Below are 20,858 nucleotides of genomic sequence, written 5' to 3'. Positions count from 1 at the left end.
ACACCGCGCCCCGAGCCGGCCGCCGGTTCTGGCTGGCGGCTCCCCATCCTCGAGGCCGGCGCGCCGGTGCGTGGGCAACAGCCGCCCGACGCCGCGGCTGGCGCCCAGGCCGGGGGCGCGGGGCTCAGCCCGCCATGCGGGCCTCGCGCACCGCTTCGGACAGGGCGCGCACCTCGTCCAGCACGCGGCGGACGGTGTCGGGGCGGGCGCGGCCCTCGGCGTCCAGCGACTGCGCCAGCGTGTCGATCAGGGCGGAGCCCACCACGGCGGCATCGGCCACCCGCACGGCCTGCGCCGCCTGCTCGGGGGTGCGGATGCCGAAGCCGATGGCGATCGGCAACCCGGTATGCGCCCGCACGCGCGGGATGGCCTGCGCCAGGTCCTCCGCGGCGCCCGAGCGGGTGCCGGTGATGCCGGTGATGGCGACGTGGTAAACGAAGCCCCCCGCCCCATCCAGCACCAGCGGCAGCCGCGCGTCGTCGGTGGTGGGGGCCACCAGCCGGATCAGGTCCAGCCCGCAGGGGGTGCTGTAGGGCGTCAGTTCGTCGGATTCCTCCGGCGGCATGTCCACCACGATCAGCCCGTCCACGCCGGACGCGGACGCGTCGGCGCAGAAGCGCTCCGTGCCGTAGGCCAGGATGGGGTTCAGGTAGCCCATCAGCACCACCGGCGTTTCGTCGTCGTCGCGGCGGAAGTCGCGCACCATGGCGAGCGCCCCGGCCAGGCTGCCCCCGGCCTTGAGCGCCCGCTGCCCGGCGCGCTGCACGGTGGGCCCGTCGGCGGCGGGGTCGGTGAAGGGCACGCCGATCTCGATCAGGTCCGCCCCCGCCCCCGGCATGCCGCGCAGCATCGCCATGGAGGTGGCGGGGTCGGGGTCGTAGGCCGTCATGAAGGGGATCAGCCCGCCGCGCCCTTCGGCGCGCAGGGCCGCGAAGCGGGCGGCGATACGGCCACTCACAGCTCGGCCCCGAGGTGGTGGGCCACGGTGAAGATGTCCTTGTCGCCGCGCCCCGACAGGTTCAGCACGATGATCTTGTCCGCGCCCATGGTGGGCGCGCGCTTGATGATCTCGGCCAGGCCGTGGGCGGACTCCAACGCGGGGATAATGCCTTCCAGCTTGCAGCACAGCTGAAAGGCGGACAGCGCCTCGTCATCGGTGGCGCCGACATACTGGACGCGGCCGATCTCGTGCAGCCAGGAATGTTCCGGGCCGATGCCGGGATAGTCCAGCCCGGCGGAGATCGAGTGCGCCTCGGTGATCTGGCCGTGGTTGTCCTGCAGCAGGTAGGTCTTGTTGCCGTGCAGCACGCCGGGGCGGCCGCCGTTGATCGCCGCCGCGTGCTCGCCGCTCTCGATCCCCCGCCCCGCGGCCTCGACGCCGATCAGCGCCACCTCCGGGTCGTCCAGGAAGGGGTGGAAGATGCCCATGGCGGAGGAACCGCCGCCCACCGCGCAGACCACGGCATCCGGCAGGCGCCCTTCGGCGGCCATGATCTGCTCGCGCGTCTCGTCGCCGATCACGCTCTGGAAGTCGCGCACCATGGCCGGATAGGGGTGCGGCCCGGCCACCGTGCCGATGCAGTAGTAGGTGTCCTCGACATTGGCGACCCAGTAGCGCAGGGCCTCGTTCATCGCGTCCTTCAGCGTCGCCGCGCCGGAGGTCACGGCGTTCACCTCGGCGCCGAGCAGCTTCATGCGGAACACGTTGGGCCGCTGCCGCTCCACGTCGGTGGCGCCCATGAACACGGTGCAGGGCAGGTCGAACAGCGCGCAGGCGGTGGCGGTGGCCACGCCGTGCTGCCCGGCGCCGGTTTCCGCGATGATGCGGGTCTTGCCCATCCGGCGGGCCAGCAGGATCTGCCCCAGCACCGCGTTGATCTTGTGCGCTCCGGTGTGGTTCAGCTCCTCGCGCTTGAAGTAGACGCGGGCGCCGCCGAGGTGCTTCGTCAGCCGCTCGGCGAACCACAGCGGCGAGGGCCGGCCCACGTAGTCCTTCAGCAGCAGCCGCCATTCCTGCTCGAAGGCCGGGTCCTGCCGCGCCGCCTCGTAGGCCTGCTCGACCTCCAGGATGTTGGGCATCAGCGTTTCGGCCACGAAGCGGCCGCCGAAGTCGCCGAAACGGCCGCGGCCGTCAGGGCCGCTGCGCAGGCTGTTGGGCAGGATCTCGTTCACGGTGCGGCATTCCCCAGTCGTCCCCGCAGATAAGCCCTGTCGCGCCCTACGGGTAGGGCCGCGCAACGCCCGCGCCCCACATACCCTGCCGCCCGCCATCCGCGCCCCGCTGGGCTCCGGTGGCGCCCGGCGGCTGGGGCATGGCTTCGGGTGCCGCGTTGATCGGTTGCGCCCGGGTGTTCGGGCCGGGGCCAGTGGTCAGGGCCGCGGCGCGGCCGGGCGGGGGCGCAGCCTGCGCGGCCAGGGCAGCACGGTGACCGCGAGGCCGAGCAGGATCAGCGCCATGCCCAGCAGGCGCAGGGGGCCGAAGCGCTCGCCCAGCACCAGGGCGGCGGACAGGGTGCCGAAGATCGGCACCAGCAGGGAAAACGGCGCCACGGTGGAAGCGGGGTAGAGCTTCAGCAGCTGCCCCCAGAGGCCGAAGCCCACCAGCGTCGCCAGCACCGCGAGGTAGAGCACGGCGCCCGCCCCGACCCAGCTGATCCCCGCCAGGGCCGCGCCCAGGGCGGCCGGACCGTCGAGCCAGAGGGACAGACACAGCAGCGGCAGCGGCGGCACCAGGCTGAGCCAGACCATCAGCGCCAGCATGTCCACCCGACCGGCGCCGCGCAGCAGGACGTTGCCCACCGCCCAGCTCGCCGCCGCCCCCAGGCTGAGGCCGAAGCCCAACGGGGTCACGCCGCCCTCCCCGACCGAAAGCGCGATCACCCCCAGCCCGGCAAAGGCCACCGCGATGCCGGCGATCTGGCGCGGGCCGGGCCTCTCGCGCAGCACCGCGGCCGCCAGCAGCGCGGTCAGGAAGCCCTGGGCCTGCAGCGTCACGGAAGCCAGACCCGGCGGCATGCCCTGCGCCATGCCGGTGAACAGCAGCGCGAACTGCCCCACGAACAGGAACAGCCCGATCGCGACCAGCCGCGGCCAGGACACGGCCGGGCGGGGCAGCAGCACCACCGGCAGGGCGGCCACCACGAAGCGCAGCGCGGCCAGCAGCAGCGCCGGCATGCTGCCCAGCCCGAGATGGATCACCACGAAGTTGAAGCCCCAGATCGCCGCCACCAGCAGGGCGAGGCCGATATGCGCGGGCCGCATCACCGGCGCGCCGCCGCGCCGCTGGGACGCGGCCCGCCCGGATGGCGGAGACACGGCCTGCCCGGGTGGCGGGAGCACGGCCTGCCCGGGCCGCCGGGGCGGGGCACGCTCAGGCCGGGCGCCGCGCCGCCGCCACGAAGGCGGCGATGCGGCCGGGGTCCTTGACCCCCCGCGCGCGCTCGACGCCCGAGGACACGTCCACCCCCGGCGCGCCGGACCGGCCCAGCGCCTCCGCCACGTTGTCGGGGGTCAGCCCGCCGGCCAGCAGCCAGGGGCGCGGCACGGCGTGGCCGGCGAGCAGCGCCCAGTCGAAGCGCAGGGCATTGCCGCCGGGCAGGGCGGCGCCGGGCGGCGGCTTGGCGTCCAGCAGGAAGCGGTCCACCGCGGGGGCATAGGCTTCCAGCAGCAGCAGGTCGGCGGCGGTGGCGACCCCGAGCGCCTTCATCACGGGGATGCCGAAGCGGGCGCGCAGGGCGGCGCAGCGTTCGGGCGTCTCCTCGCCGTGCAGCTGCAGGAAATCCAGCGGCAGCGCGGCGAGCACGGCCGCCACCTCGGCATCGGCGGGGTCCAGGAACAGGCCGACGCGGGACGGCCCCCCCGCCGCGCGGGACGGCAGGGCGGCGGACAGGGCGGCCGCCGCCGCGGGCGTCACGGCGCGGGGCGAGGCGGGAATAAACACGAACCCCACGTAATCCGCCCCGGCGCGCCAGGCGGCCTCCAGCCCGGCGGCGTCGTTGAGGCCGCAGATCTTGACCTCGGTCACGGCACCGGGCTCAGCGCGGCAGTTCCGCCGCCACCGCGCGGGCGGCGGCGGCGGGGTCGGCCGCACCGGTCAGCGGCCGGCCGAGCACCAGCCAGTCGGCGCCGGCGGCCAGCGCCTCGGCGGGGGTGGCGGTGCGGGCCTGGTCGCCGGCGGGGGAGCCGGCGGGGCGGATGCCCGGCACCACCAGCATCGGCTCGTCGCCGAAGGCGTCGCGCAGCCGGGACACTTCCTGCGGCGAGCACACCAGCCCGTCCGCCCCGTTCTCCAGCGCCACGCGCGCGAGGCGCAGCACCTGTTGCGCCGGGCCGCCGGCCACGCCGGTGGCGGCCAGGGTGGCGGCGTCCAGGCTGGTCAGCACGGTGACCGCCAGGATGGCGGGGCGGTCCGCGCCGCCCGCTTCCTCCGCGGCGCGGCGGGCCGCCTGCACCATGGGCGCGCCGCCGGCGGCGTGGATCGTCAGCATGGCCGGGCCGAGGGCGGCCGCCGAGCGCACCGCCCCGGCCACGGTGTTGGGGATGTCGTGGAACTTCAGGTCTAGGAACACCGGGGCCCGCGCCGCGGCGTCCCGCACCGCCGCCGGCCCGGCGGCGACGAACAGCTCCAGCCCGATCTTGAGCAGCCCGACCTCCGGCGCCAGCGCCCGGCACAGCGCCGCGGCCCGCGCCGGGTCGGCCGTGTCGATCGCGGCGATGATCTGCTGCCGCCCGGATTGCGGGCGCCGGATCAGCGGCATGGGTCAGGCACCCGGATTCGGCACAAGGCGTTCAGGCGCCTGCCGCCGGCGCCTCGCGGGCCGGGCAGAACAGGATGCGCGCGGCACGGCCCGGGGCGCCTCAGGGCGCCGGCAGCGCCGTGGCGGGGCGCCGCGTGGTGGCGGGCGCGGCGGTGGCCGCGCTGCCCGGCACCGGCTTGGCGGCCTCCGCGCGCAGCTGCTCCACCTCCGCCTGCAGCAGGCGGGACGCGTTGGACAGGTCGCGCGCCCGGCGGCGCTGCGGCATGCCGCTGGCCCAGGCCACGACGGCGCCGACCAGGAAGGCCAGCGCCGACACCGACAGCACCGCCACCGAGAGCGGCGTCTGCCAGGTCAGGTCGAACGGCCAGAAGCCCACATCCACCGGCTGCGTGTTGGACAGCGCGAAGATCACCAGCACCACCAGCAGCGGCGCGATCAGCACCCAACGCCACATCACCACGATCCTCGAAATGGGCCTTGAAATACGCGGGCCGCGGCGCAAGCCGGGACCCGGTCGATGCTCAGTCGGCGGCGGCGGGCTTGCCCCGCAGCTGCAGCGGGCCGCCATTGACCCGCTCGCGCAGTTCCTTGCCCGGCTTGAAATACGGCACGGCCTTGCCCGACACCGCCACCGATTCGCCGGTGCGGGGGTTGCGGCCGGTGCGGGGGTCGCGCTGCTTGGCGGTGAAGGCGCCGAAGCCGCGCAGCTCCACCCGGTCGCCGCGCGACAGGGCGGCGGAGATTTCCTCGAAGATCGTGGCCACGATCAGCTCGATATCGGGCTGGCGCAGGTGCGGATTGGCCTGGGCCAACGAGGCGATCAGCTCCGACCTGGTCATCCCGTATCCCGCCCACCCTGCTCACCGAAGCGAAGGCTGCCAAAGAGCAACCGCCCCGTCAACGAGGCCCAGCCGGGCAAGCCCTTCGGAAACAACGGTTTGCACCATGCCGGTGAGGAGGCGCGACAGGCCGGGGCCGCCGGTGGTGTCCAGTTCGCGCGCCGTGGGGCTTTCGGGGATGTCGTGCTTCTCCCGCAGCCAGGCGCGCGCCTCGCGCTCGCCGCCGATGGCGTCCACCAGCCCCAGGCCCAGCGCCTGGTGGCCGGAATAGACCCGCCCGTCCGCCAACTCGCGCACCCGCTCCTCCGGCAGGCGGCGCCCTTCGGCCACCATGTGGACGAAGCGGCCGTGCAGGTCGGCGATCACGCCCTGCAGCACCCGCCGCCCTTCCTCGCTCAGCGGCGCGAAGGGGCTGGGCTGCGCCTTGAGCGGGCCGGAGGTCAGCGTCTCCGCCCGCACCCCCACGGTGGCCAGCAGCCCTTCGATGTTGAAGGACTGCAGCAGCACGCCGATGGAGCCGGTCAGCGTCGAGTCCCGGGCGAAGATGCGCTCCGCCGGCATGGCGATCATGTAGCCGGCCGAGGCCGCGGTGCCGCCCATGGTGGCCACCACCGGCTTGCCCGCATCGCGGAAGCGGCTCAGCGCCGCGTGGATCGCCTCGCCGCCGCCCACCGTGCCGCCGGGGCTGTTCACCGCCAGGATCAGGGCGCGCACGGAGCTGTCGCGCGCGGCGGCGTCCACCGCCTCGATCACCTCGCGGTCCTCCGTGATGGTGCCGGCCACGGTGAGCCGCACCACGGGGGAGCGCCCGAAGCCGGTCGCCTTGCCGGCCGGGCCGACCGTGCCGGCCCAGGCCGCCACCGCCAGCAGGGCGGCCAGCACCGCGCCGCCGCGCCACAGGGCGCGGGAGCGCTTGAGCCGGCGGCGGTCGAGCAGGGCGTCGGGGTCCATGGCCATGGGCGCTATGTGCCGCCGCCCGCCCGCCGGCGCCAGGGGTGGCGGCGCGGGACATGCGCGCTTTCCCCTTGCACCGGCCCGGTGCGGCTGGCCTGCTGGGCCAAAATCCACGGGGGGAATACGCGCATGATGAACAAACGCCACCTGCTCGGCGCGCTGGGCGCCGCGATGCTGGCCGCGCCGCGCCGCGCGGCGGCGCAGGGTGCCGGCACGGTCCCGGGCCCTGCCCCGGGCGCCGCCGGGCCGGATGCCGCGGCGAATTTCCCCGACCGGCCGATCCGCATCGTGATGCCCTATGCCCCCGGCGGCACCAACGACGTCCTCGCCCGCCTGTACGGCAGCAAGCTGACGGAGCTGCTGGGCCAGCCCGTGGTGGTGGAGAACCGCTCCGGCGCCCAGGGCATCGTGGGCACGGAGGCCGTGGTGCACGCCGCCCCGGACGGCTACACGCTGCTGATGGGCTCGCTGGGGCCGATCGTGTTCAACGCCCTCACCTATGACCGCCTGCCCTACGATTCCCGGCGCGACCTGGTGCCGGTGGCCAAGCTGCTCGGCCTGCCGCTGCTGCTCAGCGTTTCGGCTTCCAGCCCCTACCGCACCTTCGCGGAGCTGATCGCCGCGGCCAAGGCGCAGCCCGGCCGGATGACCTATGGCGCTTCCACCGCCGCCTTCCAGTTCGCCACGGAACTGCTGAACCTGCGCGCCGGCACCAGCTTCACCTACGTGGCCTATCGCGGCTCGGGCGATTCCGCCAACGCGGTGGCCAACAACGAGGTCACCATGACCCTGTCGGAAGGCGGGTCGCAGATGCCGGGGATCGAGGGCGGGCGGCTGCGCGCCCTGGCCGTGACCTCCGCCCGGCGGCTGCCCAACCTGCCGGACGTCCCCACCATGACGGAGCTGGGCTTCCCCGAGATCACCATCGACGCCTGGTCGGCGCTCTTCGCCCCGCGCGGCACGCCGCAGCCGGTGGTGAACAAGCTGGCCGACGCGCTGCTGCGGATCACTGCCATGCCCGACGTGCAGCAGCGCCTCGCGGCGCTCTACCTGATCCCCTCGCCGGGCGGGCCGGAAGCGCTGCGGGCCGAGGTGGAAGCGCTGTTCGAGAAATGGGGCGCGGTGGCGCGCACCGTGAACATCCGGCTGGAACGCTAGGGTGAAAACCTAGCCAAGCACGACTGGGGTGGGTGGGGAGCGAACATTGCCATCCTACGGCGCCAGCGGCTACTTCGCGCCCATCTCGGCGGTTCGCGTGGCGTTGTCGCCTTCCGGAAAGCGGACGTGGTCCCGGTTAGATGGCAGGCGGTCGTTCGGCTTCCCGCGCGGTAGCCCTGAAGCGGCGACGTTGTTTCAGAAGCATATCCGGGCCGTTCGCCGCCGGTCTACTCAGATGAGCGCCGCAAGCTTCAGCGCGTGGTTTCGGACGTCCGAAGGCCAGGCTTTCATGTGGTCGGCAAAGCCTTGGGCATCTCCGGCGAAGAGTGCCCGGATTGCCTCCTCGAACCCGGGCAGATCGCCAGCCAAGGCCGAAAGGAAGCGGTAGGCGGCCTCTCGGGCTGCCCTTGCCCGTGTCTTACCGCCATCCGCCCGCCGCGCTTCATCGACGAGGCGCCGCAATGCCTGTGATGCGCCCCCCGGCTGGGACGCCAGCCATTCCCACTGCCGAGGGAGTAGCGTCACCTCACGTGCAGTAACGCCCAGCTTTGGGCGACCGCGCGTCCTTGCAGGAGGCTCGATGCCCGGCCCACCCTGAATACCGGTCGCGAGGCTTCCCGCCCCTTCACGTTCCGCAAGCCTCTCCGCGATGTCCGCTGTGGTTCCACGCAGGTCGAAGTCGATGACAGCGCCCGATCCGTCATCGAAGGCCAGGATCGGCTCGCCTCCTCCTTCCGCCTGCTTCGCCTTCACCGCGAGAGCCACGTCGATCAGTGCACCGCTGGCGAGCTGCCGCATGCCCACGAACGCCGTGCAAGTCCTCTCCGAAACGTCCGACATGGCCCCTCCGCTCCGCCCTCCCTACCCGGTGCTGCCTCGACCGTCAATTTTACCCGGGTGATATTGTGGACCGCCGCTCGCCTGGATAGCGTTGCTCTGAACGTTGAGGGCACCCGATGAGACACGAGGACCGAAGGGCGGCCGTGAGCGCTTACAAGGAGCGGAAGGTCGAGGGCGGGATCTACGCCGTCCGCTGCGCGACGTCCGGAGACGTCTGGGTCGGCAGTGCGCCCGACCTGTCCACGATCCGGAATCGCCTCTGGTTCACGCTTCGGCAGGGCACACACCCGCACCGTTCGCTCCAGAGCACCTGGAACGCTCATGGAGCCGAGGCTTTCAGCTTCGAGGTCGTCGAGCGGCTGGATGAGGAGGCGATCGGCCACGTTCGGGACCGGGTGATGAGAGCGCGCCTGGCCCATTGGGTGGAGCAACTCCGGGCTGTCCGGATTTGAACCCGGAGCGCATGTCGGCCAGCGTTGCGGCCAACGGCAACACCCTGGCCTATGACAGCTTCGGCGACGAGGCGTCCGAGACGATCCTTCTGATCGCCGGGCTCGGCACGCAGATGATCCGCTGGACTGACCCTTTCTGCGCCGAGTTGGCCGCGCGCGGCTATCGCGTCGTGCGGTTCGACAACCGCGACACGGGACAGTCGACGCACTTCACCGAGCACGGCGCGATGGATTTCGGGACCTTGGCCGCGGCGCTCGCCGAAGGGCGACGACCGGATCTCGCCTACACGCTCGACGACATGGCCTTGGACGCGGTCAGCCTGCTCGACGCCCTTTCCATCCGCCGAGCCCACGTCGTCGGCCGCTCGATGGGAGGCATGATCGCGCAGATCATGGCGAGCGAGCACTCCTCGCGCGTGCGATCCCTCACCTCGATCATGTCGAGTTCGGGCAATCCGGGCCTGCCATCGGCCGCACCCGATGCAATGGCATTGATGGTGCGCCCAACACCCGATCCGGCTTTGGACGAGGCAGGCTTCATCGAACGTACCGTCACCTTCGCGCAGCGGATCGCCGGAAGTTCCTACCCTCTGGACGAAGAGGCGCACCGGACGCTCATCGGCGCGGAACTGCGCCGCGGTTACGTCCGAGGCGGCTTCGGGCGGCAACTCGCCGCGATCGCACTTTCCGGTGATCGGCGAACCAGGCTATCGGTGATCCGGGTGCCGACCCTTGTCGTGCACGGAACGGATGATGCCCTGTTTCCGCTCGCATGCGGGGAGGATACCGCAGCGTCCATCCCCGGCGCGGAATGGCTACCGATCCAAGGGATGGGGCACGATCTGCCCCCGCCCCTGTACCGGACCATCGCCGATGCGATCGAGCGAACCGCCCGTCGTTCAGATATAGCGGCACTTGGTGAATAGGAACGCCTCCACCCGAGGGTTCGGCGGCCGCTTTCCCGAGTGTTCCGCCCGAAGCGGAACTGCCGTTTACGGCCAGACCCGGCCGTCCGAATTACCGTCGCAACAGTCCGGTTTGGGTCGGTAGCAGCCCTCACCGATCGAGGTTTTCGCCCCGGACCGGATCGGTGCAGGGCGGCATCGCCCGGACAGGCGGGGCCACCTTCCCACGGCACGGCAGCGCCGCGCCCCGCCTCAGCCGCCGGTGATGATCGCCTTGATCCGGCTGGCCAGCATGTCCAGCGCGAAGGGCTTGGTCAGCACGTGCATGCCCGGCTCCATCCGGCCGCTGCCCACCACGGCGTTCTCCGCATAGCCGGTGATGAACAGCACGCGCAGTCCGGGCCGCGTCTGTCGCGCCGCATCGGCCATCTGGCGGCCGTTCATGCCGCCGGGCAGGCCGACATCGGTGATCAGCAGATCCAGCCGCACGTCCGACTGCAGCACCCGCAGCCCCCCGGCGCCGTCGGCCGCCTCGATCGCGGCATAGCCCAACTCCTCCAGCACCTCCGTCACCAGCATCCGCACGGTGGGCTCGTCATCCACCACCAGCACCGTTTCGCCCTGCTCGGCGCGGGGTGCGGCGGCCAGTTCGGCGGGCGCCTCCTCGGCTTCCGCCGCGCCGCGGTGCCGGGGCAGCAGGATGCGCACGGTGGTGCCCATCCCCGGCGCCGAGTGGATCCGCACCTGCCCGCCCGACTGCTTGGCGAAGCCGTAGATCATGCTCAGGCCCAGCCCGGTGCCCTGGCCGATCGGCTTGGTGGTGAAGAAGGGGTCGAAGGCCCGCGCCACCACCTCGGGCGGCATGCCGCTTCCCGTGTCGGACACGCTGACCGCGACGTACTGGCCCGGCGGCATGTCGCGCGCGCGGGCGGCGCGGTCGTCCAGCCAGGTGTTGCTGGTCTCGATGCTCAGCCGCCCGCCATCGGGCATGGCGTCGCGCGCGTTGATGCTGAGGTTGAGGATCGCGTTCTCCAGCTGGTTCGGGTCGCACAGCGTCGGCCACACCCCGGTGGCGAGCACCGTTTCCACCTGGATCTCCGGCCCCACCGTGCGCTGGATCAGCTCCACCATATCGGCCACCAGCCGGTTCGGGTCGGTGGGCTTGGGGTCCAGCGTTTGCCGCCGCGCGAAGGCCAGCAGCCGGTGCGTCAGCGCCGCGGCCCGGCTGGCCGCCCCCTGCGCCGCGGTGATGTAGCGGTCCAGGTCGCCGATGCGGCCCTGCGCCACCCGCGCCTTGAGCAGGTCCAGGCTGCCGGTGATGCCGGTGAGCAGGTTGTTGAAGTCATGCGCCAGCCCGCCGGTGAGGTGGCCCACGGCCTCCATCTTCTGCGCCTGGAACAGCTGCTCGCGTGATTGCTCCAGCTGCAGCTGCGCTTCGCGCCGCTCCGACAGGTCGCGGGTGATCTTGGCGAAGCCGATCAGCTCGCCCGCGTCGTAGATGGCGTCGATCACCACGCTGGCCCAGAAGCGGCTGCCGTCCTTGCGCCGGCGCCAGCCCTCGGCCTCGTAGCGCCCTTCGCGGCGGGCGGTTTCCAGCGCCCGCGCGGGCACGCCGGCCTCGTGCTCCTCGGGCGTGTAGAAGCGCGAGAAATGCTCGCCCACGATCTCGGCCTGGAGGTAGCCCTTGATCCGCTCGGCGCCCGCGTTCCAGTTGGTGACGTGGCCCTGGGGGTCGAGCATGTAGATGGCGTAGTCGGTGACGCCCTCCACCAGCAGGCGGAAGCGGCGCTCGCTTTCCAGCATCGCGAGCTGCGCGGCCCGCTGCTCGGTCATGTCGCGGGTGATCTTGGCGAAGCCGATCAGCTCGCCGTCCTGGCGCACGGGGTCGATCACCACCATCGCCCAGAAGCGGCTGCCGTCCTTGCGGATGCGCCAGGCTTCCGCGGTGAAGCGGCCGGTCTCGGCGGCGATCCGCAGCGCGTCCCAGGGAATCCCGGCCGCCCGGTCCTCCGCCGTGTAGAAGCGAGAGAAATGCTCGCCGATCACTTCCTCGGCCGCGTAGCCCTTGATGCGCTCCGCCCCGGGATTCCAGCTGACCACCCGGCCGGTCGGATCGAGCATGTAGATGGCGTAGTCCACCACGCTTCGGATCAGCAGTTCGTAGGCATTCACCGGTGAAGACACTCGCCCCGTTCCCCTGAACCCTTGGTCGGCAGGATCCAACCCGGCCACGTCCGCTCTTCATCGCCCAGGCAGGGTTAAGCGCCCCCTCCCCGCTTGCACAAGCGCCGCGCCTGCAGCCCTGCGTCAAGCCTCCCTCCATACTGCCCCGCCGCCCGCGCCCCGCCCACCCCAGGGCCGGTGGGGGTGGGCGCTTTCCGGCCCTAGCCGGCGGTTCGGGGCGGAACGCGGTGTCCGGCGTGGTGCTGGGGGACCCACGAGGGGGCTCTGCCCCCTCGCGCTCCCCCGCCAGGAACCTGATGTTCCTGGACCTCCCGTTCGTAAAAGTGTGGCGCTCGTGGAACCGGGGTCACTTCGCGGCGGCTACGCCTGCGAAGTGACCCCGGTTCCACGAGCGCCAACTCACGGCGGGGTCCGGGGACCTACGAGGTCCCCGGCGCAGGCAAAGGAGAAGCCTTTGCCTGGGGTGCAGAGGGCAGCGCCCCGTGCGAAGGGGTCAACCAACGCCCCCGCCGACCACCCTGGCCCGCCCCGAACCGACCGCCGGGCCGGAAAGCGCCCACCCGCCGGCGAACCCGCAGGGATGGGCGAAGGACGTCAGCGCCCCGCGGCGGCGTGGGCGGCGAGGCAGGCCATGTCCAGGATGGCGTTCACGCTGGCTTCCATGGGCACGATCTGGGCGGGCTTGCTCAGGCCGATCAGCAGGGGGCCGATGGTGGTGGCGCTGGTCAGGCGCGGCACCGCCTTGGACAGGATGTGGGCGGCGTGCAGGCCGGGCATCACCAGCACGTTGGCCGGGCCGGTCAGGCGGCAGAAGGGGTAGTGGACGCGCAGCGTGGGGTCGAGCGCCACGTCCGCCGCCATCTCGCCGTCGTACTCGAAATCCACGCCGCGCTCGTCCAGCAGCTTCACCGCGTCGCGCACGGAACCGGGAATGGTGCCGCGCGGGTCGCCGAAGTTGGAGAAGCTCAGGAAGGCCACCCGCGGCTCCAGCCCGAGGCGGCGGGCCTGGGCGGCGGATTCCACGGCGATGGCGGCCAGGGTGGCGGCATCCGGGCGCTCATGGATGGCGGTGTCGGCGATCAGCACGGTGCCGGAACGCCGGGCCAGCAGCAGCGTCAGGCCGAACAGCACGCCGGGCGTGCCGCCTTCGGCTTTCGCCGGGTCGATGGCGATGGTGATGCCCTTCAGCGTCGCCGAGTAGGAGCGCGTGGTGCCGGTGACCATGGCGTCCGCGTCGCCCAGCGCCACCATGCAGGAGGCGAAGACGTTGCGGTCCAGGTTCACCGCGCGCTGGCAGTCGCGGAACAGGAAGCCCTCGCGCTGCTTGCGGCCGTACAGGTAGTCCGCGTAGCGCCGGTTCTGGTCGGACAGGGCGGCGTTGTGGATCTCGATGCCCTCCGGCAGCGGGATGCCCAGCCCCGCGACGGAAGCGTGGATGCGGTCCTCGCGCCCCACCAGCACGGGGGTGCCGTAGCCGGCGTTGCGGAAGGCGATGGCGGCGCGGATCACCTTCTCCTCCTCGCCCTCGGCGAAGACCACGCGCTTCGGGTTCGCCTTGACGCGCTCGGTGATCATCTCCAGCGCGCCGGCGGCAGCGTCCAGGCGCCCGGCCAGCTCGCGGGCATAGCGCGCGGGGTCGGCCAGCGGCTTGCGCGCCACGCCGGATTCCATCGCCGCGCGGGCCACCGCGGGCGACACGCGCGAGATCAGCCGCGGGTCGAAGGCGTTGGGGATGATGTATTCCGGCCCGAAGCGCAGGGCGAAGCCGCCGCCGGCGCCGGCCACCTCCTCGGGCACGTCCTCGCGCGCCAGCATGGCCAGCGCCTCGGCCGCCGCGACCTTCATGGCGTCGTTGATGGTGGACGCGCGCACGTCCAGCGCGCCGCGGAAGATGAAGGGGAAGCCCAACACGTTGTTGACCTGGTTGGGATAGTCGGACCGGCCGGTGGCGACGATGCAGTCCGGGCGCACGGCGCGGGCCTCGTCCGGGGTGATCTCCGGGTCGGGGTTGGCCATGGCGAAGATGATCGGCTGGTCGGCCATGGCGCGCACCATGTCGGGGGTGACCGCGCCCTTCACGGAAAGGCCGAAGAAGGCGTCGGCGCCGTCCAGCGCCTGCGACAGGGTGCGGGCCTCCGTGTTCACCGCGTAGGCGGATTTCCACTGGTTCATGCCCTCGGTGCGGCCGCGATACAGCACGCCCTTGGTGTCGCACATGATGATGTTCTCGGGCCGGATGCCCATGGCCCGCACCAGCTCGGCGCAGGCGATGGCGGCCGAGCCGGCACCGTTGATCACCAGCTTGGTGGAACGCAGGTCGCGGCCCGTCAGGTGGCAGGCGTTGATCAGCCCGGCCGCGGCCACGATGGCGGTGCCGTGCTGGTCGTCGTGGAACACGGGGATGTCGAGCAGCTCGCGCAGCCGCTGCTCGATCACGAAGCACTCGGGGGCCTTGATGTCCTCCAGGTTGATGCCGCCGAAGGAGGGGCCGAGATAGCGGACGCAGTTGATGAACTCGTCCACGTCCTCCGTGCTGACGCACAGGTCGATGGAATCCACGTCGGCGAAGCGCTTGAACAGCGCCGCCTTGCCCTCCATCACCGGCTTGGAGGCCAGGGCGCCCAGGTTGCCCAGGCCCAGCACGGCAGTGCCGTTGGAGATCACGGCGACGAAGTTGCCCTTGGCCGTGTAGTCGTAGGCCAAAGCGGGGTCACGGTGGATGTGGAGGCAGGGCTCCGCCACCCCCGGCGAATAGGCCAGGCTGAGGTCGCGCGCGGTCAGCAGCGGCTTGGTCAGGCGGATTTCCAGCTTGCCTGGCCGCCCCTCGGAATGCAGGGCCAGGGCTTCCTCGGCGGTGACGCGCGCGGTGCGCGAATCCTGGGGGGCGCCCTTGGTGGCATTGTCCATGGTGGTCGTTCCCGTTCCGCTGCTCTCGTGTTGGCCCTTTATGGGCCGGTGAGGGCCCTCCGGGAAAGCCGGACGCTTCGCGACTGCGGCAAGCGCGGCTAGGCTGCGCCGGCATGCCCGACACCTCCATCGCCACCCCCGGAGCCGTCCTCGGGGAGCCTGCCCCGGACCGTTCCGCCGCGGGCGGCCGGCAGCCCGATCCGGCCCCCGGCGGCAGCCCGGCCCGCGACCCGCGCGGCGCCACCCCGGCCCTGGCGCAATGGTTCGCCGCCAAGGCCGCGCACCCGGACGCGCTGGTGTTCTTCCGCCTGGGCGACTTCTTCGAGATGTTCTTCGAGGATGCCGTCACCGCCGGCGCGGTGCTGGACCTCGCGGTGTCGCAGCGCGGCGAGCACAACGGCCAGCCCGTGCCGATGGCGGGGGTGCCGGCGCACGCGCACGAGAGCTACCTGGCCCGGCTGCTGCGCCGCGGCTTCCGCGTCGCGGTCTGCGACCAGATGGAAACGCCGGAGGAAGCCAAGGCCCGCAAGGCCCCCACCATCCGGAGGGAGGTGGTGCGGGTGGTGTCCCCCGGCACGGTGACGGAGGAAGCGCTGCTGGAAGGCGGCCGCCCCTCCTGGCTGCTGGCCCTGGCCGAGGCGGAGGACACGCTGGGCGCTGCCTGGATCGATGTCTCCACCGGCAGCGTCTGCACCGAGGCCCTGCCGCCCGCCGAGGCTGCGGCGCTGCTGTCGCGGCTGGAACCGGCCGAGGTGCTGGCGCCCCCCGCGCTGATCGGCAGCGGCGCCCTGGCCGTCATGGCGGACCGCCTGCGCGAGGCCACGCCGCCGCGCGACGCCGCCCGCCGTGCCGCCGAGGCCTGGGGCGTCAACAGCCTGGACGGCTTCGGCAGCTTCGCCGCCGCCGAGGTCGCGGCCCTGGCCACCGCGCTGGACTACGCCCGCGCCGCCAATGGCGGCACCCTGCCCCGCCTTTCCCCGCCCGAGAGCTGCGGCCAGTCGCACGCGCTGCGCATGGACGCGGCCACCCGGCGCTCGCTGGAAATCCTGCGCTCCGAGCGCGGCGAGGTGGGCAACTGCCTCTTCGCCGCGGTGGACCGCACGCTGACCGGGGCGGGCGGACGGGAACTCGCGTCCCGCCTGGCGACGCCGCGGGCGGAAGCCGGGCCGATCGCGGCGCGGCACGACGCCGTGAGCTTCCTGCTGGACCAGCCCCGCACCCGCGCGGCGCTGCGCACCGCCCTGCGCGGCGCGCCGGACATGCTGCGCGCCCTGGCACGGCTGTCGGTGGGCCGCTTCAACCCGCGCGACCTCGCCGCCCTGCGCGACGGGCTGGAACGGGCGGAAGCGATGCGCGAGGCGCTGCGCGACCCGGCCCCGCCGCCGTTGCTGGCCGGGGCCGCGCGCGCCCTGCTGCCGGACGCTTCCCCCCGCGCCGAACTGGCCCGCGCCTTGGCGGCCGAGCTGCCGGCGCGGCTGGAGGATGGCGGGGTGATCGGGGCAGGCTTCGACGGCCAGCTCGACGCCCTGCGCCGCCTGCGCGACGGCGCGCGCGAGGCGATCCTGGAACTGCAGCGCGAACTCGCCCAGGCCTGGGGCGTGGCCAGCCTGAAGGTGCGGCACCACCAGCAGTTCGGCCACCTCGCGGAAGTGCCGGCCTCGGCGGGCGAAGCGCTGCTGCGGGCCAAGGCGGCGGAAGGCCCGCTGGCGCCGATCCACCGGCAAACCATGGCCAGCGCCCACCGCTTCACCTGCGCCGCCCTGGCGGAGCTGGATCGCAAGCTGTCCTCCGCCCGGGAAGAAGCCGCGCGGCGGGAAGCCCGGGTGGTGGCGCACCTGCGCAACCTGTGCCTGGAAGCCGCGCCGGCCATCGCCGGCAGCGCCGAGGCAGTCGCGGAGCTGGACGTGCAGGCCGCCGCCGCCGAGCTGGCGGCCGGCGGCGGCTGGTGCCGCCCGGAAATCGAGGAGGGCACCGGCTTCCGCGTGCGCGGCGGCCGCCACCCGGTGGTGGACGCGGCGCTGCGCCGGGCGCGCGGCCCGGCCTTCGTGCCCAATGACTGCGACCTGTCGGCTGGGCGGCGCCTGTGCCTGCTGACCGGGCCCAACATGGCCGGCAAGTCCACCTTTCTGCGGCAGAACGCGCTGCTGGTGGTGCTCGCCCAGGCCGGGCTCTTCGTGCCGGCGGAAAGCGCCCGCTTCGGGCTGGTGGACCGGCTCTTCTCGCGCGTCGGCGCGGCGGACGACATCGCCGGCGGCCGCTCCACCTTCATGGTGGAGATGAGCGAAACGGCGGTGATCCTGAACCAGGCCGGGCCGCGCTCCCTGGTGATCCTGGACGAGGTCGGGCGCGGCACCGCCACCTGGGACGGTTTGGCCATCGCCTGGGCGGTGCTGGAAGCGCTGCACGACCGCCTGCGCTGCCGCGCCGTCTTCGCCACCCACTTCCACGAACTCACGGCGCTGGCCGGCAAGCTGCCGGAACTGGCCCCCGCGGCGATGCAGGTGCGCGAGCACCGCGGCAAGGTGGTGTTCCTGCACACCGTCGCCCCCGGCGCCTCCGAACGCTCCTGGGGGCTGCACGTGGCGCGCCTCGCCGGGGTGCCGCGCGGGGTGCTGCTCCGCGCCGAGGCAGTGCTGGCCGCACTGGAGGAGCGCGCCCGCGGGCTGGACCCGCTGGCGGAGGAGCTGCCGCTGCTGGCGGCCTCCCGCGGCGGCGGTGGGCCGGAAACGGCCGAGCCGGCCATTGCGGAATCCGACGATAACCTATCCGAAACGTTCCGGAGCGACTCGGCCCTGCGGGAGGCGGTGGCGGCCATCGACCCCGACGCCCTGACCCCGCGCGAGGCGCTGGAGGCGCTTTATCGGCTCAAATCCCTGGCCGAAGCCCAGAGTCCCGCTGTCTTGCGCGAACGTGAAGCCCTATCTTCTCCTCAATGAAACGCCTCGGCGACCTCCTCGACACGCTTCCGCCCGCTTCCCCCGAAGACCTCCGGCTCCTGGCCGGAACCCTGCTGCCGCCCGGCGGGCCGGTGTCGCGGGACATGGCCCTGTCGCTGATCCGGCGCCGCCTGGCCCGGGTGCAGGCCGGGGTGCAGGAAAGCTTCGAATCCGGCGAACTGCCCGGCTTGGTGGCCGGCCGCCGCCTGGGCACGCTGATGGACGGGGTGATCGCCGCCATCCAGCAATACAGCCTGGCGGTGTCGGGCCATGCGGCCGAGGCGCAGCCCTTCGCCCTGGCCGCCACCGGCGGCTACGGCCGCGGCGTGCTGGCCCCCTTCAGCGACATCGACCTGCTGTTCCTGAGCGAGGCGCCGCTGGACGCGCCGGGGCGGCGGGCGGTGGAGTTCATGCTCTACCTGCTGTGGGACCTCGGGCTGAAGGTCGGCCACGCCACCCGCACGGCCGACGAGTGCATCGAGGATGCGCGGGCCGATGCCACGGTGCAGACCGCGCTGCTGGATGCCCGCTTCCTGATCGGCGACCGCGCGCTGTTCGACCGCTTCTCGGCGCGCCTCGCGGAAGCGCGGGCGGCCTGGGGGATCGGGCAGTTCCTGGAAGCCAAGCGGGAGGAACGGCGCGCCCGCCACGCCCGCTACGGCGACAGCCCCTACCTGGTGGAGCCGCACCTGAAGGAAGGGCGCGGCGGCCTGCGCGACATGCAGACCATGTACTGGCTGGCGCGCTACGGCTTCGGCATCCAGAAGATGGGCGAGCTGGTGGGGCCGCAGAGCCCCGGCGGCGGCCTGCTGACCGAGCACGAGGCGCGCGCCTTCCGCCGCGCCTGGAACTTCCTGTGGACGGTGCGCTTCCACCTGCACTACGTCACCGGCCGCGCCGAGGAGCGCCTGACCTTCGACCTGCAGCCCGTGGTGGGCGCCCGCATGGGCTACACCCGGCACGGCAAGCAGGACGGGGTGGAGCGCTTCATGAAGCACCTCTTCCTGACCGCGCGCGACGTGGTGCGCCTGAGCCGCCTGCTGGAACCCGCGATCGAGCGCGCGGTGCTGGGCAACCCCGCGCTGCAGCCGGTGGAAAGCCCGGCCCTGGCCGCGGCCGGCATCGCCCTGGCCGATGGCCGCGCGCTCTTCGCCCCCGACCGCGACATCGCCGCCGACCCCGCCATCATGCTGCGGCTGATCCGCGGCGTGCGCGACGGCGGTTTGACGCTGCACCCGCTGGCGCACCGGGCGCTGATCCGCAACGCCCGCCACGCCGCGCGCCTGCGCGACGACCCGGTGGCGGGGGCGCTGTTCCTGGACATCCTGACGGGCAAGCATTCCGCGCGCTGGCTGCGGGTGCTGAACGAGGTCGGCTTCCTCAGCCGCTACCTGCCGGACTGGGCGCGCATCGTCGGGCTGATGCAGTTCGACACCTACCACGTCTACACCGTCGAGGAGCACACGATCGAGGCGATCGCGGTGCTGAACTCGCTGGACGAGGGGGGCCTGGGCGACGTGACGCCGGTGGCCGCCGAGCTGATCGGGCAGTTGCAATCGCGCCGGGCACTGTATGCCGCGACGCTGCTGCACGACATCGCCAAGGGCCGCGGCGGCGACCATTCCGAGCTGGGCTCGCGCATCGCGCAGGACACCTGCCCGCGCCTGGGCCTGACGCCGGAAGAAACCGAGACGGTGAGCTGGCTGGTGCTGAACCACCTGCTGGTCAGCCAGACCGCCTTCAAGCGCGACATCGACGACCCCAAGACCATCCTCGACCTGGCGGAAGTGGTGCAGTCGCCCGAGCGGCTGCGGCTGCTGCTGGTGCTGACCGTGGCCGACATGCGCGCCGTGGGCCCCAAGGTGTGGAACGGCTGGAAGGCCACGCTGCTGCGCGAGCTGTACTGGCGCGTGGCGGAAGTGCTGGCCGGCGGCCTGTCGGTGCCCGAGCGCGACGTGCGCGTGGCGCGCGCCAAGCAGGCCGCCGCGGCGCTGCTGGACAGCTGGCCCCGGGAGGACGTGGATCGCTTCCTCCATGCCGGCTATCCCGGCTACTGGCTGAGCTTCGACGCCACCACCCATGCCCGCCACGCCTGCCTGATGCGGGAGGCCGAGAACGGCCGTGCGCCGCTGACGGTGCGCACGCGGGTGCTGGAAGCGCGCGCGGTGACGGAGGTGACGGTGTACGCCGCCGACCATCCCGGGCTGTTCTCGCGCATCGCCGGCGCGCTGGCGCTGGGCGGCGCCTCCATCGTGGACGCGCGCATCCACACCATGACCAACGGCATGGCGCTGGACACCTTCTGGGTGCAGGACGCGGTGGGCGGCATGCTGGACGCACCGCACCGCCTGGCGCGGCTGTCAGTGCTGATCGAGCAGGCGCTGTCGGGCTCCATCCGGCTCAACACCGAGATCCGCAAGGTTCGGCGCGAGCCGTCGCGGCTGCGCGCCGTGACGGTGCCGCCGCGGGTGGTGCTGGACAACCACGCCAGCGCCACCCACACGGTGATCGAGGTCAACGCGCGCGACCGGCCCGGCCTGCTGCACGACGTCACCGCCGCGATCTCCGAGCAGGGGCTGCAGATCGCCTCGGCCCATATCACCACCTACGGCGTGCGGGCGGTGGACGTGTTCTACGTCAAGGACGTGTTCGGCCTGAAGGTGGAGAACGAGCGCAAGCTGTCCACCCTGCGCAACGCGCTGCTGGGCGCGCTGACGCCGCAGCCGCTGGACACCCCCGCCGCCGTGGCCGCGACGCCCTGACGCGATCGCCCCCCGCGGCGGGCTTCGCCCCGCCGAGGGGCGGCCGCGGTGCGGGGCAGCCCGGGAACTTCGGGTGGCGGCGGGAGTTCCCTTCCCCGACCGCCCTTGCCCTCGCGCCGCGGCGCCGGCATCGGTTCTCCTCACCATCGGAAAGCGAGCAGCGC

16 protein-coding genes are annotated in these 20,858 nt (G+C 72.9%); 5 read left to right on the top strand and 11 right to left on the bottom strand.

What is annotated here, in order from left to right; all coding sequences use genetic code 11:
• Positions 1 to 124: 124 nt before the first annotated feature.
• The 8 genes from trpA to sppA all read right to left on the bottom strand — a co-directional run bounded on the left by trpA (position 125) and on the right by sppA (position 6,553).
• Positions 125 to 958 (bottom strand): tryptophan synthase subunit alpha, encoded by an 834-nt coding sequence (trpA, locus tag ACLIBK_RS04655; RefSeq protein WP_415386059.1) that lies wholly within the window; start codon positions 956 to 958, stop codon positions 125 to 127.
• Positions 955 to 2,172 carry a tryptophan synthase subunit beta gene (trpB, locus tag ACLIBK_RS04650; protein WP_415386058.1) on the bottom strand — a complete coding sequence of 406 codons (1,218 nt, stop codon included), beginning with the start codon at positions 2,170 to 2,172 and terminating at the stop codon, positions 955 to 957. Before trpB ends, trpA begins: the two co-directional genes overlap by 4 nt.
• A 198-nt stretch (positions 2,173 to 2,370) precedes the next feature.
• Positions 2,371 to 3,261 carry an EamA family transporter gene (locus ACLIBK_RS04645; RefSeq protein WP_415386057.1) on the bottom strand — a complete coding sequence of 297 codons (891 nt, stop codon included), beginning with the start codon at positions 3,259 to 3,261 and terminating at the stop codon, positions 2,371 to 2,373.
• Positions 3,262 to 3,370: 109 nt separating this feature from the next.
• The gene (locus tag ACLIBK_RS04640) at positions 3,371 to 4,024 is read right to left on the bottom strand and encodes a phosphoribosylanthranilate isomerase (protein WP_415386056.1); all 654 of its coding nucleotides are present in this window, start codon (positions 4,022 to 4,024) and stop codon (positions 3,371 to 3,373) included.
• 10 nt (positions 4,025 to 4,034) lie between these two features.
• The gene (gene pyrF, locus ACLIBK_RS04635) at positions 4,035 to 4,757 is read right to left on the bottom strand and encodes an orotidine-5'-phosphate decarboxylase (protein ID WP_415386055.1); all 723 of its coding nucleotides are present in this window, start codon (positions 4,755 to 4,757) and stop codon (positions 4,035 to 4,037) included.
• 100 nt (positions 4,758 to 4,857) lie between these two features.
• A complete protein-coding gene (locus tag ACLIBK_RS04630; protein ID WP_415386054.1) occupies positions 4,858 to 5,211 on the bottom strand; it encodes a LapA family protein in 354 nt (117 codons plus the stop codon).
• A 67-nt stretch (positions 5,212 to 5,278) separates the two neighbouring features.
• On the bottom strand, positions 5,279 to 5,596 hold the full coding sequence (ihfB, locus tag ACLIBK_RS04625) for an integration host factor subunit beta (RefSeq protein WP_415386053.1): 318 nt from the start codon (positions 5,594 to 5,596) through the stop codon (positions 5,279 to 5,281).
• A 21-nt stretch (positions 5,597 to 5,617) separates the two neighbouring features.
• Entirely contained in the window at positions 5,618 to 6,553 is a 936-nt protein-coding gene (sppA, locus tag ACLIBK_RS04620) for a signal peptide peptidase SppA (protein ID WP_415386052.1), read from the bottom strand.
• 126 nt (positions 6,554 to 6,679) lie between these two features.
• On the opposite strand from sppA, the gene ACLIBK_RS04615 reads away from it, so the two are divergent.
• A complete protein-coding gene (locus ACLIBK_RS04615) occupies positions 6,680 to 7,708 on the top strand; it encodes a Bug family tripartite tricarboxylate transporter substrate binding protein (RefSeq protein WP_415386051.1) in 1,029 nt (342 codons plus the stop codon).
• Between the two features lie 231 nt (positions 7,709 to 7,939).
• On the opposite strand, the gene ACLIBK_RS04610 is transcribed toward ACLIBK_RS04615, so the two are convergent.
• A complete protein-coding gene (locus tag ACLIBK_RS04610) occupies positions 7,940 to 8,548 on the bottom strand; it encodes a DUF2239 family protein (RefSeq protein ID WP_415386050.1) in 609 nt (202 codons plus the stop codon).
• 143 nt (positions 8,549 to 8,691) lie between these two features.
• On the opposite strand from ACLIBK_RS04610, the gene ACLIBK_RS04605 reads away from it, so the two are divergent.
• Together ACLIBK_RS04605 and ACLIBK_RS04600 are read left to right on the top strand one after the other, a co-directional pair.
• Complete coding sequence (locus ACLIBK_RS04605; protein WP_415386049.1) at positions 8,692 to 9,000, top strand: GIY-YIG nuclease family protein; 309 nt, start codon at positions 8,692 to 8,694, stop codon at positions 8,998 to 9,000.
• Between the two features lie 11 nt (positions 9,001 to 9,011).
• A complete protein-coding gene (locus ACLIBK_RS04600; RefSeq protein ID WP_415386048.1) occupies positions 9,012 to 9,926 on the top strand; it encodes an alpha/beta fold hydrolase in 915 nt (304 codons plus the stop codon).
• Positions 9,927 to 10,157: 231 nt separating this feature from the next.
• Here ACLIBK_RS04600 and ACLIBK_RS04595 read toward each other — a convergent pair whose 3' ends face one another.
• Positions 10,158 to 12,089: a PAS domain S-box protein gene (locus ACLIBK_RS04595; RefSeq protein WP_415386047.1), complete on the bottom strand. Its 1,932-nt coding sequence runs from the start codon at positions 12,087 to 12,089 to the stop codon at positions 10,158 to 10,160.
• 594 nt (positions 12,090 to 12,683) lie between these two features.
• Entirely contained in the window at positions 12,684 to 14,996 is a 2,313-nt protein-coding gene (locus ACLIBK_RS04590) for an NADP-dependent malic enzyme (protein WP_415386046.1), read from the bottom strand.
• A gap of 113 nt (positions 14,997 to 15,109) precedes the next feature.
• On the opposite strand from ACLIBK_RS04590, the gene mutS reads away from it, so the two are divergent.
• Both mutS and ACLIBK_RS04580 read left to right on the top strand, forming a co-directional pair.
• Complete coding sequence (mutS, locus tag ACLIBK_RS04585; protein ID WP_415386045.1) at positions 15,110 to 17,932, top strand: DNA mismatch repair protein MutS; 2,823 nt, start codon at positions 15,110 to 15,112, stop codon at positions 17,930 to 17,932.
• Positions 17,929 to 20,694 (top strand): [protein-PII] uridylyltransferase, encoded by a 2,766-nt coding sequence (locus ACLIBK_RS04580; RefSeq protein ID WP_415386044.1) that lies wholly within the window; start codon positions 17,929 to 17,931, stop codon positions 20,692 to 20,694. Before mutS ends, ACLIBK_RS04580 begins: the two co-directional genes overlap by 4 nt.
• Positions 20,695 to 20,858 lie beyond the last annotated feature (164 nt).

The organism is Roseomonas sp. BN140053 (genome assembly GCF_047690175.1).
Taxonomy (GTDB): Bacteria; Pseudomonadota; Alphaproteobacteria; order Acetobacterales; family Acetobacteraceae; genus Roseomonas.
Note: the sequence above shows the minus strand (reverse complement) of the source record. Positions and strands in the feature narration are given on the sequence as shown.